The 15,539-nt window shown below is 74.0% G+C and carries 16 protein-coding genes; 4 read left to right on the top strand and 12 right to left on the bottom strand.

The window, feature by feature from the left end; all coding sequences use genetic code 11:
* Positions 1-30: 30 nt before the first annotated feature.
* The 4 genes from FHX31_RS30960 to FHX31_RS30945 all read right to left on the bottom strand — a co-directional run bounded on the left by FHX31_RS30960 (position 31) and on the right by FHX31_RS30945 (position 4,017).
* Positions 31-1,479 carry a sensor histidine kinase gene (locus tag FHX31_RS30960; RefSeq protein ID WP_184977634.1) on the bottom strand — a complete coding sequence of 483 codons (1,449 nt, stop codon included), beginning with the start codon at positions 1,477-1,479 and terminating at the stop codon, positions 31-33.
* Positions 1,472-2,155: a response regulator transcription factor gene (locus FHX31_RS30955; RefSeq protein WP_013289255.1), complete on the bottom strand. Its 684-nt coding sequence runs from the start codon at positions 2,153-2,155 to the stop codon at positions 1,472-1,474. Before FHX31_RS30955 ends, FHX31_RS30960 begins: the two co-directional genes overlap by 8 nt.
* 68 nt (positions 2,156-2,223) lie before the next feature.
* Positions 2,224-2,736 carry a hypothetical protein gene (locus FHX31_RS30950; protein WP_013289256.1) on the bottom strand — a complete coding sequence of 171 codons (513 nt, stop codon included), beginning with the start codon at positions 2,734-2,736 and terminating at the stop codon, positions 2,224-2,226.
* Positions 2,737-2,844: 108 nt separating this feature from the next.
* On the bottom strand, positions 2,845-4,017 hold the full coding sequence (locus FHX31_RS30945) for a thiolase family protein (RefSeq protein ID WP_013289257.1): 1,173 nt from the start codon (positions 4,015-4,017) through the stop codon (positions 2,845-2,847).
* 99 nt (positions 4,018-4,116) lie between these two features.
* Here FHX31_RS30945 and FHX31_RS30940 point away from each other — a divergent pair, with 99 nt between their 5' ends.
* Positions 4,117-4,548: a PH domain-containing protein gene (locus tag FHX31_RS30940; RefSeq protein ID WP_030272641.1), complete on the top strand. Its 432-nt coding sequence runs from the start codon at positions 4,117-4,119 to the stop codon at positions 4,546-4,548.
* 3 nt (positions 4,549-4,551) lie between these two features.
* On the opposite strand, the gene FHX31_RS30935 is transcribed toward FHX31_RS30940, so the two are convergent.
* Positions 4,552-5,493: a rhomboid family intramembrane serine protease gene (locus FHX31_RS30935; RefSeq protein WP_047890493.1), complete on the bottom strand. Its 942-nt coding sequence runs from the start codon at positions 5,491-5,493 to the stop codon at positions 4,552-4,554.
* Positions 5,494-5,518: 25 nt separating this feature from the next.
* Positions 5,519-6,049 carry a peptidylprolyl isomerase gene (locus tag FHX31_RS30930; protein WP_013289260.1) on the bottom strand — a complete coding sequence of 177 codons (531 nt, stop codon included), beginning with the start codon at positions 6,047-6,049 and terminating at the stop codon, positions 5,519-5,521.
* Positions 6,050-6,133: 84 nt separating this feature from the next.
* Here FHX31_RS30930 and FHX31_RS30925 point away from each other — a divergent pair, with 84 nt between their 5' ends.
* Positions 6,134-6,973, top strand: a complete 840-nt coding sequence (locus FHX31_RS30925) for a hypothetical protein (protein ID WP_184977633.1) — start codon at positions 6,134-6,136, stop codon at positions 6,971-6,973.
* A 105-nt stretch (positions 6,974-7,078) separates the two neighbouring features.
* On the opposite strand, the gene corA is transcribed toward FHX31_RS30925, so the two are convergent.
* Positions 7,079-8,227, bottom strand: coding sequence for a magnesium/cobalt transporter CorA (gene corA / locus FHX31_RS30920; RefSeq protein ID WP_013289262.1), 1,149 nt, complete (start codon positions 8,225-8,227; stop codon positions 7,079-7,081).
* Positions 8,228-8,571: 344 nt separating this feature from the next.
* Positions 8,572-9,666 carry an aminotransferase-like domain-containing protein gene (locus FHX31_RS30915; protein WP_013289263.1) on the bottom strand — a complete coding sequence of 365 codons (1,095 nt, stop codon included), beginning with the start codon at positions 9,664-9,666 and terminating at the stop codon, positions 8,572-8,574.
* Positions 9,667-9,864: 198 nt separating this feature from the next.
* Between FHX31_RS30915 and FHX31_RS30910 the strand changes: the two genes are divergently transcribed.
* Together FHX31_RS30910 and FHX31_RS30905 are read left to right on the top strand one after the other, a co-directional pair.
* Complete coding sequence (locus tag FHX31_RS30910) at positions 9,865-10,743, top strand: 3'(2'),5'-bisphosphate nucleotidase CysQ (protein WP_047890494.1); 879 nt, start codon at positions 9,865-9,867, stop codon at positions 10,741-10,743.
* 101 nt (positions 10,744-10,844) lie between these two features.
* Positions 10,845-12,500: a hypothetical protein gene (locus FHX31_RS30905; protein WP_030272647.1), complete on the top strand. Its 1,656-nt coding sequence runs from the start codon at positions 10,845-10,847 to the stop codon at positions 12,498-12,500.
* A gap of 58 nt (positions 12,501-12,558) precedes the next feature.
* Here FHX31_RS30905 and FHX31_RS30900 read toward each other — a convergent pair whose 3' ends face one another.
* Genes FHX31_RS30900 through FHX31_RS30885 form a run of 4 tightly spaced genes read right to left on the bottom strand, consistent with a single transcriptional unit; the run spans position 12,559 to position 15,525 of the window.
* Positions 12,559-13,473, bottom strand: coding sequence for a glycosyltransferase family 2 protein (locus FHX31_RS30900; RefSeq protein WP_104115626.1), 915 nt, complete (start codon positions 13,471-13,473; stop codon positions 12,559-12,561).
* Positions 13,470-14,471 carry a sulfotransferase family protein gene (locus tag FHX31_RS30895; RefSeq protein ID WP_013477470.1) on the bottom strand — a complete coding sequence of 334 codons (1,002 nt, stop codon included), beginning with the start codon at positions 14,469-14,471 and terminating at the stop codon, positions 13,470-13,472. The genes FHX31_RS30900 and FHX31_RS30895 overlap by 4 nt, the downstream gene beginning before the upstream one ends.
* On the bottom strand, positions 14,468-15,049 hold the full coding sequence (locus FHX31_RS30890) for a glycosyltransferase (protein ID WP_091330557.1): 582 nt from the start codon (positions 15,047-15,049) through the stop codon (positions 14,468-14,470). The genes FHX31_RS30895 and FHX31_RS30890 overlap by 4 nt, the downstream gene beginning before the upstream one ends.
* The gene (locus FHX31_RS30885; protein ID WP_013289269.1) at positions 15,049-15,525 is read right to left on the bottom strand and encodes a glycosyltransferase family 28 protein; all 477 of its coding nucleotides are present in this window, start codon (positions 15,523-15,525) and stop codon (positions 15,049-15,051) included. Before FHX31_RS30885 ends, FHX31_RS30890 begins: the two co-directional genes overlap by 1 nt.
* Positions 15,526-15,539: the final 14 nt, after the last annotated feature.

The raw sequence follows: 15,539 nt of genomic DNA, 5'->3' as shown, positions 1-15,539 counted from the left end.
CGAGCGTTCCGCACCGACGCGAGGGGACGGTCAAGCCGATGTTCGAGCCGCGTAAGGATCCGCCGGCACCCGGACGGTGAAGGCGGCCCCGCCCTCCGGGGCGTGCCCGGCGGCGATGTCCCCGCCGAGCCGGCGGACCAGCCCGGCGGCGAGCGCCAGGCCCAGCCCGCTGCCCACCTTGCGCACCCCCCGGTACCGCTCGTGCAGCGCGCCCCGCTCGAACGCCACCCTCAGGTCGTCGTCCGTGAAGCCGGGTCCGCCGTCGCGGACCTCCAGCACCCCGCCGCCCGCCGGACCGTCCGCGCGGACCGCGAGCACGACCGGCGCCCCCGGAGGCACGACCCGCAGCGCGTTCTCCAGCAGCCCGTCCACCACCTGCCGGATCCGGCCCGGATCGGTGTACGCCGGCACCGGCACACCCGGCGTCTCCAGCCGGAACGGCACCCCGAGCGCCGCGCACCGGCCGGACCATGCGCGCTCCGCGTCGGCGGCGAGCCCGGCCAGGTCGACCGGCACCGGTTCCAGGGGGAAGTCGACAGCCTCCAACCGGGCCAGCGCCAGCAGGTCGCGGACCAGCCGGTCCAGGTGTTCGGCCTCGGCGAGCACGGTCCGGCCGGTCGCCGGCACGGCGTCGGCCTCGATCACGCCGTCGGCCAGCGCCTCGGCGTAGCCGCGGATGGCGGTCAGCGGGGTCCGCAACTCGTGCGAGACGGAGAGCAGGAACTCGCGCTGCCGCCCCTCGCTCGTGGCGAGCGCGGCGGCCAGGCCGTTGAGCGCATGCGCCAGGTCGGCCACCTCGTCGGGCGGCTCGACCGGCACCCGGACCGCCCGGTCCCCGGCGCGCAGCCGGGCGGCGGCGGTGGCGGCGGTACGGATCGGCCGGGCCAGCCGGCGGGCGAGCAGCAGTCCGGCGGCCGCCCCGGCGGCGAGTCCGGCGAGCAGCGGCAGCCAGAGTCCGCGCAACACCTGCCGCCAGGGCGCGGAGCTCCGGGCCCGGGTCAGCACCACCCCGTCCCCGCCGGGCAGCGACCGCGCCTCGACCAGCCGGCGTTGCCCCTCGACGAGCCGGCGGCCGGAGATGTTCTCGCCGCCGGCCACCCGCGTCACCAGCGGCCGGGGCAGGCCCGGCCGGTCGGCCCGGCCGTCCCGGATCACGTACACGTCGATCTGCTGCTGGCGCAGTTGCCGGATGAGCCGGTCCCCGGCGCCGTCGCGCTGGCGTACCGGCCGCACCCGGAGCACGTCGGCGGCGAGCCGGGCCTGGGCGGCGAGCGCCTCCTGGTCCCGGCGTTCCGCGCCGCGTACCGCGAGGGGCACCGCGACGAGCGCGGTGACGAGCACCGACACCAGCGCCACCGCGCAGGTGGCGAGCACGGCGCGCGCGGTGAGCGTCCGCCCGGGGCGGCGGCCGCTGCGGGGCGGACCGGTGGGCGGCATCGCCACCGTGGGCGGCATCGGCACTGTGGGCTGCTCAGGCATCGGCGGCGTACCCGACGCCCCGATGGGTGCGGATCACGCTGTCCGGGCCGAGTTTGGCCCGCACCTGCGCCACGTGCACGTCGACGGTCCGGGTGCCGGCGTGCGCCGCGTACCCCCACACGCCCGCCAGCAGCTCCTCCCGTGTGAACACCCGGCCGGGCCGCGCCATCAGGTGGGCCAGCAGGTCGAACTCGGTGGAGGTGAGCTGCACCGGCGTACCGCCGGCCGTCACGGTCCGCCGGGCCGGGTCGAGTGTGACGGCGCCGAGCGTGCGGGGCTGCTCGGCGGGCACGCCGGCGGTGCGGCGCAGCACCGCCCGCAGCCGGGCGAGCAGTTCGCGCGGGCTGAACGGCTTGGTGACGTAGTCGTCAGCGCCCAGTTCCAGCCCGACGACGCGGTCCACCTCGTCGTCGCGGGCGGTGAGGAAGATGACAGGCGTCCAGTCACCCGCCGCGCGCAGGCGGCGGCAGATCTCGGTGCCGGCCAGGCCGGGCAACGCGATGTCGAGCACGCAGGCCACCGGGCGCAGGCGCCGCGCGGCGGCCAGCCCGGCCTCGCCGTCACGTTCCAGGTGTACGCCGAACCCGTCCCGGGTCAGGTAGAGCCGGACCAGGTCGGCGATGGCCGGCTCGTCCTCCACCACGAGGACGAGCCCGGGCGGGGCGGCGGTGGTCACCGGCTCATGATGACCGACCCGCGACCGCCCGGCCGGTCAGGGAATGTTCGGATCAGGTAAGGAGCACGTCAGCGGGCCGGGGCGGGCCGCAGCACCGTCGGCCGGGCGCCCGCCGGCGACTCGCCGATGGTCGCCACCACCCGCTCGGCGGGCGTACGCAGGCGGGTCCGGAAGGCGTGGTTGAGCAACGCGTCGAGCTGCCACACCTGCTTCGGGTGGTGGGTACGCAGGACGAAACGCTCGCGTACCCCGTCGATCGCGGTGGCCGCCAGCTCCACGCTGTGCGCGCGGGCGTCGGGGCTCCACGTCACGTTGCTCAGCTCGCGCAGTTCGGTGTTGAGGTGCAGGCGCAGCCGGTGCAGCACCCGGGTCTGCCGGGTGACCACCAGCCGCCGGTGGGTGAGGAGCATCAGGTAGTCGCCGCCCACCGGGTCGTCCGGGCGGCTGCACCGGGTGACCAGGATGGTCGCGTCGCCGGAGCCGACGCATCGGCGGAACACCGGCATGTGCCGGGTGACGGTCTGGGTCGCCAGGCCGGTCTCGGCGGCGGCCGGAAGGAACGTTCGCGAGAACACGTCCATGCCCGGTCCAACGAGCCGATGACCAGGGGTGATATGGGTCACGCCCGATTTCTGGAACTTCCACACGTGCAAGTCGCACCAGCGGTGCGACACCGGCGGCCGGTCGGATCAGAGCAGCTCGACGATCGTGGCGTTGGCCATGCCGCCGCCCTCGCACATGGTCTGGAGGCCGTAGCGGATGCCGTTGTCCCGCATGTGCTGGAGCATCGTGGTCATGATCCGCGCGCCGGAGCCGCCGAGCGGGTGACCGAGCGCGATCGCCCCGCCCCGCGGGTTGAGCCGCTCCGGGTCCGCCTCGGTCTCGGCCAGCCACGCCAGCGGCACCGGGGCGAACGCCTCGTTCACCTCGTACACCCCGATCTCCTCGATGCCCAGCCCCGCGCGGCGCAGCGCCTTCGCGGTGGCCGGGATCGGCGCGGTGAGCATGGTGACCGGGTCGTCGGCGGCGACCACCGCGGTGTGCACCCGGGCCAGCGGGCGCAGGCCGTGCCGGCTGGCCCACTCGGCGGTGGTGACCGCGAGCGCGGCGGCGCCGTCGGAGATCTGCGACGCGGACCCGGCGGTGACCACGCCGTCCGCGCGGAACGGGGTGGCCAGCTCGCCGAGCTTGGCCAGCGAGGTGTCGCGGCGGATGCCCTCGTCGGCGGAGAACTTGCCGCCGTCGGCGAGCGCCACCGGCGCCAGCTCGGCCTCGAACGCGCCCGCGTCCTGCGCGGCGGCCGCCTTCTCGTGGCTAGCCAGCGCGAACTCGTCGAGCTGGGTACGCGAGAAGCGCCACCGCTGCGCGATCAGCTCGGCCCCGACGCCCTGGTTGAACGGCAGCGGGGAGTCCTCCGCGACGCCCTCGACGCCGCGGTAGCGCTCCAGGATCGCCGCGCTGAACGGCATGCCGCCGGCGACGCTGGAACCCATCGGCACCCGGGTCATCGACTCGACGCCACCGGCCACGACCAGGTCGGCCTGGCCGGAGAGGACCGTCGCGGCGGCGAAGTGCAGCGCCTGCTGGCTGGAGCCGCACTGGCGGTCGAGCGTGGTGCCCGGTACCGACTCCGGCCAGCCGGCGGCGAGCACGGCGTTGCGGGCCACGTTCCAGGACTGCTCGCCGACCTGCGACACACAGCCCCACACGACGTCGTCGACCTGGCCCGGGTCGATGCCGGTGCGCTCGGCGAGCGCGCGCAGCACGTGCGCCGAGAGGTCGACCGGGTGCACTCCGGCGAGGCTGCCCTTGCGCCGCCCGACCGGGGTCCGTACCGCGCCGACGATGACCGCGTCACTCATGTCTACTCCCCGGTAACCTCGCTTGCCCCGATCCTACGTGCTGATCCGACCGGTCGTCCTCCCCCGGCGTCCGGCAGGTGCGGCTGGCATGCTGGGCGGATGGATCCACAGTCGCCGCCGGTCCGGCAGTGGCGGGTGCCGCGCGAGGTGCCGGTGCTCAAGGCGGTGGGCGCGCTCGCGCTCGTCGCCCTGGGGCTGGTGTTCGCCGGCGGTGACCCGGTCCGTCCGGCGCTCGCCGGACTGGCCGCCGCCGGTCTGCTCGCCTGGGCGCTGCGCGACGTGGTCGCGCCGGTCCGCCTCGCCGTCGACCCGGACGGGCTCACCGTGCTGCGGGGGTTCGCCGGGCGGCGCCGGCTGCCGTGGGACGCCGTGGAGGCGATCCGCCTGGACCGGCGCAGCCGGCGCGGGATCACCGCCGAGACGCTGGAGATCGACGCCGGGGAGTCGCTGCACCTGTTCGGCCGCCGCGACCTGGACGCCCCGCTGGACGAGGTGGCCGCGGCACTGGACGAGGCCCGCCCCGCGCGCTGAGGCTCAGCCGAGCAGCGCGGCGGACCGGACGAGCGTCAGGCCGATCAGCGCGACCAGCACGATCGCGCAGCCCGCGACCTGGAACAGGGTGCGCCGCGACCGTGGGGCGTACGCCAGGACCAGCGCCACCAGCGCGCCGGCCACCAGACCGCCGAGGTGCCCGGCCACCGAGATGCTCGGCACGGTGAACGTGAAGATCAGGTTGATCACCAGGATCGGCACAATCGCCGAGGTGTCCCGGCCCAGCCGCCGCATGATCACGAAGACGGCGGCGAACAGGCCGAACACGGCGGTCGAGGCGCCGGCCGTGAACCGGTTCGGCTCGGTGAAGACGTACGCGGCGACGTTGCCGCCGAGCCCGGCGAGCAGGTAGAGCGCCAGGAAGCGCAGCGGCCCGAGCACCGCCTCCAGCGTCCGGCCGAGCACCCAGAGCGCCCACATGTTCAGCAGCAGGTGCAGCACGCCGTAGTGCAGGAACATGGCGGTGACCAGCCGGTACCACTCGCCGTCGGCCACCCCGCCGACGTGCCCGTCGGGGAAGCGCGCCAGGCCCAGCACCGCCCCCCACTCGGTGAGCGGCGTCCCGTTGCCCATCAGGCCGCCCAGGCCACCGCCGGCCACGGCGGTACCGCTGCGGGCCGAGAGGATGGACAGCAGCATCATCACCACGTTCAGCGCGATCAGCGCCTTCGTGACGTTGCCCTGGCGGCCGGCGGCACCGCCACCGAAGGCGGTACGCGCCGGCCGCACGCTGCGGCGGCCCTCGGCGACGCACTCCGGGCACTGGTGGCCGACGGAGGCGTCCCGCATGCACTCGGTGCAGATCGGCCGGTCGCACCGGGTGCACCGGATGTAAGTCTCCCGGCCGGGGTGCCGGTAGCAGACCGGAGTGGTCGGCACCGGACCCCCGGTGGCGTCGCCTGGCTGGCCGGAGCGCTCAGTCATGCGAGCAAAGGTACCCGCGTGCCGCTCAGGACTGCTTGTGCTCGATCTCGACGCGCTCGATCACCACGTCCTGGATCGGCCGGTCGCTCGGGCCGGTCGGGGTGTTGGCGATCGAGTCGACCACCTTCGCGGACTGCTCGTCGGCCACCTGGCCGAAGATGGTGTGCCGGTTGTTCAGGTGTGGCGTGGGCGACACCGTGATGAAGAACTGCGAGCCGTTGGTGCCCGGCCCGGCGTTCGCCATCGCCAGCAGGTACGGCCGGTCGAAGCGCAGCTCGGGGTGGAACTCGTCGGCGAACTTGTAGCCCGGGCCACCGCGGCCGGTGCCGGTCGGGTCGCCCATCTGAATCATGAAACCGCTGATCACGCGGTGCGAGACGGTGCCGTCGTAGTACGGCCCGCTGCCCGGCTGACCGGTACGCGGGTCGATGTACTCCCGGGTGCCCTCGGCCAGCTCCACGAAGTTGCGGACGGTCTTCGGTGCGTGGTTCGGGAAGAGCTCCAGCCGGATCGGGCCGGCGTTGGTGTGCAAGGTGGCGTAGACAGCCTCGGCCACGGGTACTCCTCACTCGTAGTTCAGTTCCTTGCGGATCCTCCCATGTGCCCGATCTGGCCATGCGGAGGCATTCGAAGGTGGAGGATGACGAAGGAACAACTCCCAGGAGGTGGGACCGTGTTTGGAATCGGGCGGCGAAAGACCCAGGGCCAGCTCGCGAGGGTCGAGCTGAACCAGGGCATCGGTCACCTGAGGCAGGCCGCCACGCACGCGGCGAAGGGGGCCGGCGCCACTGTCGGCCCGCGGGTCCAGGCAGCCCGGGTCGCCGTCGCGCCCACCGCGGTCCTGGTCCGGGACCGCGCGTCCAGCGGGTTCGCGTCGACCGCCGCGGCGCTCGCGCCGGTGCTGCTGGCCGTGCGCAACGCCCGGGTCGAGGCCGCCGGCAAGGCGTCGAGTGGCCGCAAGGTGATGGCCGCGAAGCAGTCCGCGATGACGAAGAAGGCGAAGAACATGAAGGCCGGAAAGAAGAAGCAGCGCAGGTCGCGGGGCATGACCGCGGGCCTGCTGGTGGCCGGCACCGTCGCCGGCCTGGCCGGTGCGATGGCCATGCGCCGTCGCCGCGAGCAGCAGGAGTGGGCCGAGTACGACCCGACCGGCACGCTCGGCGCGACGGGCACGCTCGGCACGAACGGTCACGACAAGCTGGAGCCGATGCGGGAGGACGTGGACACGATCGTGGTGGAGACCCCGGACGCGAGCGCGAAGGTGACGCAGGCCGGCCCGACCGGCGCCGGTTCTTCGGCGGTGGCCAAGGGCAGCAGCGCGTCGACCGCCACCTCCGGCAGCCAGCCGGTGATCCACCCGAACGACCAGGTCCCCTCCGTCGCCGAGGGCGCCCGGGACGCCTCCGGCCGCCCGGCCGACGACATCACCAAGGCCGTGCAGGCCGGCAAGAACGCCGCGAAGGCCGGCGGTCGCCGCTGACCTCGTACCGTCGGATCAGCGCCGGCACGCGGGACACCCCGCGTGGCCGGCGCTTCCGCGTGTACGGGGTGGCGCGGCCCGCGGCGGCCGGCCGCGGTGCCGCGGTTACAGCCAGCCGTTGCGGCGGAACAGGCGGTACAGCGTGAAGGACGCCGCGAGCATCAGCGCCCAGACGCCCGGATAGCCGTACGTCCATTTCAGCTCGGGCATGTTGTCGAAGTTCATGCCGTAGATGCCGGCGATCGCCGTCCACACCGCACCGATCGCGGCCCAAGCGGCGATCTTGCGCATGTCGTTGTTCTGGTCGACGGTGACCTGGGCCAGCCGGGCCTGGAGGATCGAGTTGAGCAGGTCGTCGTAGGAGTTCACCTGCTCGACCGTGCGGCTGAGGTGGTCCTGCACGTCGCGGAAGTAGCGCCGCACCTCCTGCGGCACCGCGCGGTTGACCTGCGAGGTGAGCGTCATCAGCGGGCGCTGCAACGGCGCCACCGCCCGCTTGAACTCGACCAGCTCCCGCTTCATCTGGTAGATCCGCTGGATCCGCCCGCTGCTCTGCCGGTCGAAGACGTCCGCCTCCAGCACGTCGAGGTCGTCTTCCAGCCGGTCGGCCACCTCCAGGTAGAGGTCCACCACGCGGTCGGTGATCGCGTACGCGACCGCCCACGGGCCGTGCCGCAGCAGGTCCCGCTTCGCCTCCAGGTCGGCGCGCACCGGCGCCAGCCGGCAGGCGTCGCCGTGCCGCACGCTGATCACGAAGTGCGGCCCGATGAAGAGCATCACCTGACCGGTCTCCACCACCTCGGAGTTCTCGGTCAGCTCGGCGTGCTCGCAGTAGCGGGCGGTACGCAGCACCAGGAAGACGATCTCGCCGAAGTGTTCCAGCTTCGGGCGCTGCTGGGCCTTGACCGCGTCCTCCACGGCCAGCTCGTGCAGGCCGAAGGTGGCGGCGATCTCGGTCATCTCGGCCAGGTCCGGCTCGTGCAGACCGAGCCAGACGAAGCCGTCCCGCTCCTGCCGGGCGGCGGCCAGGGCCTCGGCGTACCGGGGGTGGCCGGGGCGGCGCTCGCCGTCGACGTACAGCCCGCAGTCGACGATGCCGCTGCGCTCCGGGCCGGCCGGCTGGGCCGTACGCGGGGAGCCGTCGGCGTTGAGGATGCGGGACATCGCGCGGACCGGGGCCGACCAGGCGCGGGGGCGCAGTGCCCGGCTGCCGTCGGTGCCGGCGGTTCGGTCGCGTGCCACCCGGTCCGTCATCTCTCGCCCCCTTCCCCTACAGCTGCGGCTTGCAGGTTACGCCGACCGGCGGGAAGCGCAGCGCGGGCGCGGGTGCGGGGGACGGGCGGTTGCGACGGGCGTCACGCGGCGGCGCCGGGCGGGCCGGGCCGCGTCAGGGGGGTGAGGGGCGACACGGCCCACCCGGCACCCCTTGGGGGCGGGAGTGATGCTGGGCGTGCCGCCGGCCCGGCCGGTCGTCCGGCGTGCGGGCTGGTCACCGGCAGAAGGTGAGCGGCACTCGCAGCATTGTGGGGGTGCCGGCCGGTCCGGCGGGAGTGCCGAACCGGCCAGCGGGGCCTTTTTGTCAGAAACCCGACAGAAAATCAGCCGCGAACGGCGGCCATGGCCTCGGCGAGACGCCGCACACCCTCGTCGATCCGGTCCGCTGTGACCGCCGAGTACGCCAGGCGCAGCGCGTGCCGGCCGCCGTCGACCATGAAGTCGCTGCCCTTCACCACCGCCACGCCGCGCTCGGCGGCAGCCGGGGCGAGGCGGTCGACCTCGACGTCCTCGGGCAGCTCCACCCAGAGGAAGTAGCCGCCGTCCGGCTCCACGAACCGGGCCTCCGGGATGTGCCGGCGCAGCGACTCGGCCAGCACCGCCGACCGCTCACCGAGCGCCGAACGGACCGTCCGGATCGACTCCTCGATCGCGCCGGAGACGCAGAACTGGTGCACGATCGCCTGGGCCACCATGCCGGGCGAGATGTAGAGGTTGGTGGCCCGCTTGGCGATCGCCGCGATCAGCTCGGCCGGGCCGACCAGGTAGCCGACCCGTACGCCCGGGCAGACCGTCTTGGTGAAGCTGGAGGCGTGCACCACCACGCCCCGGGTGTCCATCGACAGCATCGAGGGCAGCGGCTCGCCCCGGAACCGGATGTCCGCGTACGGGTCGTCCTCGAAGATCGTGAAGTCGTACTCGGCGGCAAGGTCCAGCAGCTCACGGCGCTTCTCCAGGGAGAGGGTCACGCCGGCCGGGTTCTGGTAGTTGGGGATCACGTGCGCCAGCCGCGGCCGCACCCCGGACTCCAGCAGCTTGCGCAGCTCGGCGGTGTCCAGGCCGTCCGGCTGGATCGTCACGCCGTGCACCTCGCCGCCCATCTGCTTGAGGTTGAGCAGCGTGCGGTCGTACGTCGGACGCTCGACCACCACCGCGTCGCCCCGGCGGACCAGGTGGTCGAAGAGGAACGCGTCGGCCTGCAGCGAACCGTTGGTGATCAGCACCTGGTCGGCCTCGACACCGTGCTTCTCGGCGATCCACTTCCGCAAGGGCGGGTAGCCGACGGAGGTGCCGTACGCGGTGACCCCGGCGGGGTCGGCGTCGAAGGCGCGGACGGCGGCGGCCTTGAGCCCCTCGACATCGACGATGTCCAGCGAAGGCGCGCCACGGGCGAACGAGATCAGCTGCTCGGCGGTCATGCGCAGAGCCTAGGGCCTGGCCCGGCGGGTCCGACCGCGATACACGCGAAGTTCAACATGCGGGCGGCCGGCCGGACCACCGGTGCCTCCGGGGGATCCGAGACCGCCTCGCGACTGTCTACGATCCGACGGACGCTGGCGCCGGTCCGACCGGACGCCGAAGGATGACGGGTCGCGGCAGACCCGGGAGAACAAGGGATGGGGCTCGTGACCGAGGACGAGGCGGGACGGCTCGACGACCAGCGGTTCGCGCAGTGGCTGGCGACCGAGGCCGGCAAGGCGCTCACCGCGCTGCGGGACCGGCAGGGCTTCGCCGACCCGAAGGCGCTCAAGGACGCCGGCGACCGGGCGTCGCACGAGCTGATGACGGCGGCGCTGGCCCGGCTGCGGCCGGCCGACGCGGTGCTCTCCGAGGAGGAGGCCGACTCGCGCCGCGCGTGGGCGGACGGCGAGCGCGCGCCCCGGCACGAGGCGGACCGGGTCTGGATCATCGACCCGCTGGACGGCACGCGTGAGTTCTCCGAGGAGGGGCGGGACGACTGGGCGGTGCACGTGGCGCTCTGGCAGCGCTCCGCCGCCCCGGACGGCGCCCTGGTCGCCGGCGCGGTGGGCATGCCGGCCCGGACCACGGTGGACGGTACGCCGCTCGTGCTCGGCACCACCTGCCCGCAGCCGAAGGCGTCCGACGGGCCGATCCGGATCGCGGTGAGCCGCAGCCGCCCGCCGGCGTTCGTGGGCGAGCTGGTCGAGATGCTCGGCGCCACCGCCGTGCCGATGGGCTCGGCCGGTGTGAAGGTCTGCGCGGTGGTGACCGGCGAGGTCGACGCGTACGTCCACGCGGGCGGTCAGTACGAGTGGGACAGTGCCGCCCCGGTCGCCGTGGCGCTCGGTGCGGGCATGCACGCGTCCCGGATCGACGGTTCGCCGCTGCGCTACAACCGGGCCGACCCGCGGCTGCCCGATCTGCTGGTCTGCCGGCCCGAACTGGCCGACCAGTTGCTCGACGCGATCGCCCGGACCGGGGTCGAGATGCCCGCTTCGACCGTCACCGGTGACCAGGGTGAGGCGTTCGGCTGAGTGTCACGGTACGTACGGCCAGGTGGATGAGGGTTATCGTCGGGCAGGTATGCGTGGCGATCTGAGCCCCGACCACGGGCCGCCGACAGCCAGGGAGGGTCATGCCGGCCGACCGAGAGCCGCACAATGCCTTCGGGCAGCCGACCGGCCTGTGGCCGGGTCAGGACATTCCGCGTCAGGTGGGCGGCCCTTCGCTGCCCTGGCCGGAGGCCGAGAGCGCGCCACCGCCACCACCGGCCCGGCCGGGCGGTGACCTGCCCTGGCCCGAGCGTGACCGGCCCGACGCCGGTCACCACGACGGGCCCGGGCACGACCCGGCCGGCTGGGACGCCGCTCCCGGCACGACGAACGGCTGGGCGCCGCAGCAGGACGGCCCCTGGCCGCAGCACGGGCCCGCGGGCCACGGCGACGCCGCCTGGCCGCAGGGTGAGCCGCACGACGACGCCTGGGCCACTCAGGCCGGTCCGGCGGACGGTCACACCGGCTGGGCGCCGCACGACGAGCCCGGCCGGGGACCGGCGGGCGACTTCGGGCCGGGCGGCCCGGCGGGCGAGGCGGGCTGGGGTGCGGGCACCACAGCGACCGCCACCCTGACCGGACCGCCCCCGGTGGACGTTCCGCACGGACCGGCCACCGGCGGGCCGGGCCGGCCGCCCGCGCCGCCACTCGCCCCGGCCCCCGTGCCGTCGTCCGGCGGCTCCCGTCGTCGCTGGCGGGTCGCCCTCGCGGCGGCACTGGTCCTGGCCGTGGCCGGCAGCGGGGTCGCGGTGGCCACGCTGCGACCCGACGCGGCGGAACGGCAGGCCGGCGGGACGCCCGGCTCGGTCGGGCCGGCCACCTCGATGGGCCCCGGCACGCCCGGCACCCCGGGTGCGTCGCCGAGCGCCGACCAGGGTCTCGGCGGCAAGCCCTCGGCGCGTCCGTCGGCCTCCGCGGACGCCGGGCCGGCCTTCAGCGGTACGCGACTGACGCTGCCCGGCGCCTCGATCGGTGTGCAGGGCGGGGAGACGTTCGGCCAGGCGCTGGCCCGGTCCGACCAGACCTTCGGCAAGCTGCGGATGGCCCGGATCTTCTTCCCCGGCCTGCCGCCGGCGTGGTCCGGCAGCCGGGCCGACGTGGTGGACCGGACCGTCGTGGTGTCCTTCAAGGCGTCGCCGCAGGAGGTGAACACCGGCAAGTTCGACTCCCGCCTGACCTCCTGGTTCTCCTCGATCCCGCGCGAGCACAACGTCTACTGGTCGTACTTCCACGAGCCGGAGGACGACGTCGAGCGCGGCGCCTTCAGCACGACGGCGTACCGGACGGCGTGGAAGCGGATCGCCGGCCTGGCCGACCGGACGGGCAACCCGAAGCTGATCAACACGCTGATCCTGATGTGCTGGACGCTCGACTCGAAGTCCGGGCGCAGCTTCGACGCGTTCTACCCGGGTGGCGACGTGATCGAGGCGCTCGGCTGGGACTGCTACAACTGGGGCAAGAAGTGGAAGCGGTACGCCTCGCCGCAGGAGATCTACGGCCCCATGATCAGCAAGTCGAAGGCGCTGGGCAAGCCGTGGGGCGTCGCGGAGACCGGCAGCGACCTGGTGCCCGGTGACGGGGGCACCGGCCGGGCGGCCTGGATCCGGTCGATGACCAGCTTCCTCAACGGTCAGCGGCCGGAGTTCGTGGCGTACTACAACCAGACCGTCAGCCAGGGCGACTTCCGGCTGCTCGACCAGCCAAGCATCCAGGCGTGGAAGTCCTTCTGCACGGCCTGATCACAGCGGAACGGGAACGGGCGGGCGACCGAGGTCGCCCGCCCGCTTCGCGTACGGCTCAGATGCCCCGGCCGCGCTTGTGCAGCGTGCGCAGCACCCGGTCGGCCTGCACGGCCCGGCTCGCCACCGCCAGCGCCAGGTAGGCGCGCGGCTCCTTCGGGTTGCGGGCCAGCGTGCGCCGGGCCCAGCGGACCGCGTCGCGCCGGTTGCCCATCGCGGCCTGCGCGAAGGCGATCTGACCGGCCACCCGCGCCTCGCCGTGCGGCACCGTGGCGAACTCCGGGTAGCGGCGCAGCAGCCACTGCAACGCGGTCGAGATGGTCTCCCAGCGCTGCGCGAAGTAGGACCGCTTGTGCCACCGGACCAGCACGTACGGGCTCTCCACGTTCACCAGCGGGGCGTAGCGGGCGGCGCGGAGCAGGAACTCGTAGTCCTCCGCGTAGCTGCCCGGGATCTGCTCGTCCACCAGGCCGATCGCGTCGAGCAGCGCGGCCCGGCGGATCAGGAACGTGGACGGGTGCAGCTCGGTGAGCCGGTCGCGCAGCAGCGCCTCCAGCGAGATCCGGGCCCGGTCCAGCGAACGGTCCACCGTACGGTCGTCGTAGCTGACCCGGATGCCGCAGCTCACCAGCGCGCCGTCCGGGTGCGCGTCGAGCGCCCCGAACTGGGCGGCCAGCTTGCCGGGCAGCCACTCGTCGTCGTCGTCGCAGAACGCCACCCAGTCGCCGGCGGCGGCCTCGATGCCGGTGTTGCGCGCGCCGGCCAGCCCTGCGGTACGGGTATTCGTGATCACCCGGATCCGGCGGTCACCCCGGTCGGTCTCCAGCGACCGGTCCGGCTCGGACTGGTCGTAGACCACGATCGCCTCGATCAGGCCCGGGTGGGCCTGGCTGAGGATGGCGTCGAGCGCCGCACGCAGCAGCTCCGGACGGTCCCGCGTCGGTACGACGACCGAGATGCTCGGCCCACTCATGCTCTCTCCACGGACTCGTCGGATCCCCGCTGGCCCAGATAGCCGTAGCGGACCCGCAGGGGAAGCGTGGCCAGGCTGACCACGGCACGGCTGCGGCGCGGCAGGCGGTCCCGCCACGCCTCGTCCCGGCGCACCGTCAACGGCCCGCCGCTGAACCGCAGCGGGTTGCCGGCGACGCTGTGCGCACGGAACGGCGCGGCCGGCTCGGGCGCCGCGCCGGTCTCGTCGGCTCCGGACAGGATGCGCAGCGCCGCCGGGTCGTCCGGCAGGCCGGCGAAGTCCCGCACCCGGCGTACGGTGCCGGCCGGGTCGGCGGTGAAGTCCTCGTAGCGCAGCCGCAGCACCTTCGCCCGGGAGGCGAGCAGGTGGAACGCGGCGTTCTGCGCGGTCCACAGCTTGCTCACCTCGAACGGCGAGAAGGTCGGCATGAAGTCCTCGCCGTCGACGACCTCGGGGCGGCGCACCTGCTTGCCCCACGAGTACGCCACCGCCCGGCTGTCCCGGACCAGGTGCAGTACCCGCAGGTCCAGCCCTTCGGCCCAGCGCAGGGCGAAGGCGAGCGAGGCGTGCTTGCTGGAGTCCACCACCACCCGGGCGCCGGTCACCGACAGCGCGGCCCGGTAGATCCGGGTGTACAGGTCGGCGTAGCGGCGGACGTCGGCCAGCTGCTCCGGCGGGAGCGCCTCCTTGGCGAGCCGGGGGATGTGCCGGGTCCGGTCGACGCGGTCCTTGAGCGCCAGCACGTCGTCCCGGTCGACAGCGGCCCAGCCGCCGAACGCCTGGTCGCCGACCTGCCGCCAGAACGGGCAGGCGGTGAACCGCTCACCGCAGCCGCACCGCTCGTCGGCGCCGAGCGCCCGCTCCCACAGGTGCACCACCTCACCGACGGCACACACGTCGGCGCTCTGCGCCAGCAGCAGCTCCAGCAGCGTGGAGCCGCTGCGGCCGAGGCCGCCGACGAAGAGGACCCGCGGCGTCGCCGGATCCGGGGCGCTCATGCGCGACGCCCGACGGCTCGTTGTCGTACCCGCCGGGCCACCAGCTCGTCGATCACCGCGCCGACCCGGGCGACCGCCTCGGCGCGCGGGTCCGGGCGGTTCGGGTCGGCGGCCAGCACGAACCGGTTCGGGTCGGCCAGGCCCTCGTCGAGCGCGGCGAGCAGCTCGGCCTCGGACTCGCACAGCCGCACCATGCCGGCCGCGCCGAGACGGCGGGAGAACAGCTGCTGGTGGTTGTCGACGTGCTCGTCGTGCGACGGGTCGCGGGGCACCACGATCGGCAGGTGTCCGTTGCGGCGCGCCTCGGTGATGGTGGCCGGGCCGCCGTGGCTGACCACGAGCGTCGCCTCGGCCATCGCCCGCTGGAGTTCCTCGTGGCCGAGGAACGGGGTGGCCTCGGGCAGGGCCGGGGTGCGGCTGTGGCCGTACTGGAGGACCAGCCGGACCTCGGGCCGCGCCGCGTGCCAGCGTTCCAGCCAGCCGACCAGCCGGTCGAAGCGGTGCACGTCGGTGCCGACCACGACCAGCACGTACGGCGCCGCGGAACGCCGGTCCCGTTGCTGCGGAATGTGCGCCATCAGAGGAGGTTCCCTACGACGGTCGCCTCCGGGTACATCCGGCGCTGCTCGTCCCACTGCACGAGCATCGCGGAGAGGAAGGGACGGCAGAGCCGGGCGGTGAGCGTCGCGCTGTCGATCCGGTCGTACACCTCGATGTAGACCGTCGGGATCTTGCGCATCCGGGCCGCCACCACGAACGGCAGGGCGACCCCGGCGCCGGTGGTGACCACCGCGTCGACCTGACGCCGGCGGATCACCTTCAGCGCGAGGAACGCGTTGCGTACCAGGTTCTTGACGTTGCGTGTGGTGGGGTGGTGCGCCCAGACCACGTCCTCACCGGCGAGCAGCGAGCGCGCGTCCGGGGTGTCGAAGGTTACCCATGCGCGGCGCCGATCCCGGTACCACGGTTCCAGGGCCAGGAGCTGGGCCAGGTGCCCGCCACTGGAACCCACCAGCAGGACCTGCCCCGAGTCCTCGGTTGACCCGCTCACCACAAAAGTCCTCCCGT

Source organism: Micromonospora sp. CNZ286 (genome assembly GCF_014207755.1).
The sequence above is the reverse complement of the archived record's forward strand: the minus strand, read 5'-3'. Positions and strand labels throughout refer to the sequence as shown.

Coding starts and splice junctions, on each gene's coding strand:
- FHX31_RS30890 (WP_091330557.1), bottom strand. CDS start 15,049: ATGGCGCACATTCCGCAGCAACGGGACCGGCGTTCCGCGGCGCCGTAC.
- FHX31_RS30915 (WP_013289263.1), bottom strand. CDS start 9,666: ATGACCGCCGAGCAGCTGATCTCGTTCGCCCGTGGCGCGCCTTCGCTG.
- FHX31_RS30940 (WP_030272641.1), top strand. CDS start 4,117: ATGGATCCACAGTCGCCGCCGGTCCGGCAGTGGCGGGTGCCGCGCGAG.
- FHX31_RS30945 (WP_013289257.1), bottom strand. CDS start 4,017: ATGAGTGACGCGGTCATCGTCGGCGCGGTACGGACCCCGGTCGGGCGG.
- FHX31_RS30910 (WP_047890494.1), top strand. CDS start 9,865: ATGGGGCTCGTGACCGAGGACGAGGCGGGACGGCTCGACGACCAGCGG.
- FHX31_RS30925 (WP_184977633.1), top strand. CDS start 6,134: ATGACGAAGGAACAACTCCCAGGAGGTGGGACCGTGTTTGGAATCGGG.
- FHX31_RS30935 (WP_047890493.1), bottom strand. CDS start 5,493: ATGACTGAGCGCTCCGGCCAGCCAGGCGACGCCACCGGGGGTCCGGTG.
- FHX31_RS30960 (WP_184977634.1), bottom strand. CDS start 1,479: ATGCCTGAGCAGCCCACAGTGCCGATGCCGCCCACGGTGGCGATGCCG.
- corA (WP_013289262.1), bottom strand. CDS start 8,227: ATGACGGACCGGGTGGCACGCGACCGAACCGCCGGCACCGACGGCAGC.
- FHX31_RS30905 (WP_030272647.1), top strand. CDS start 10,845: ATGCCGGCCGACCGAGAGCCGCACAATGCCTTCGGGCAGCCGACCGGC.
- FHX31_RS30895 (WP_013477470.1), bottom strand. CDS start 14,471: ATGAGCGCCCCGGATCCGGCGACGCCGCGGGTCCTCTTCGTCGGCGGC.
- FHX31_RS30900 (WP_104115626.1), bottom strand. CDS start 13,473: ATGAGTGGGCCGAGCATCTCGGTCGTCGTACCGACGCGGGACCGTCCG.
- FHX31_RS30950 (WP_013289256.1), bottom strand. CDS start 2,736: ATGGACGTGTTCTCGCGAACGTTCCTTCCGGCCGCCGCCGAGACCGGC.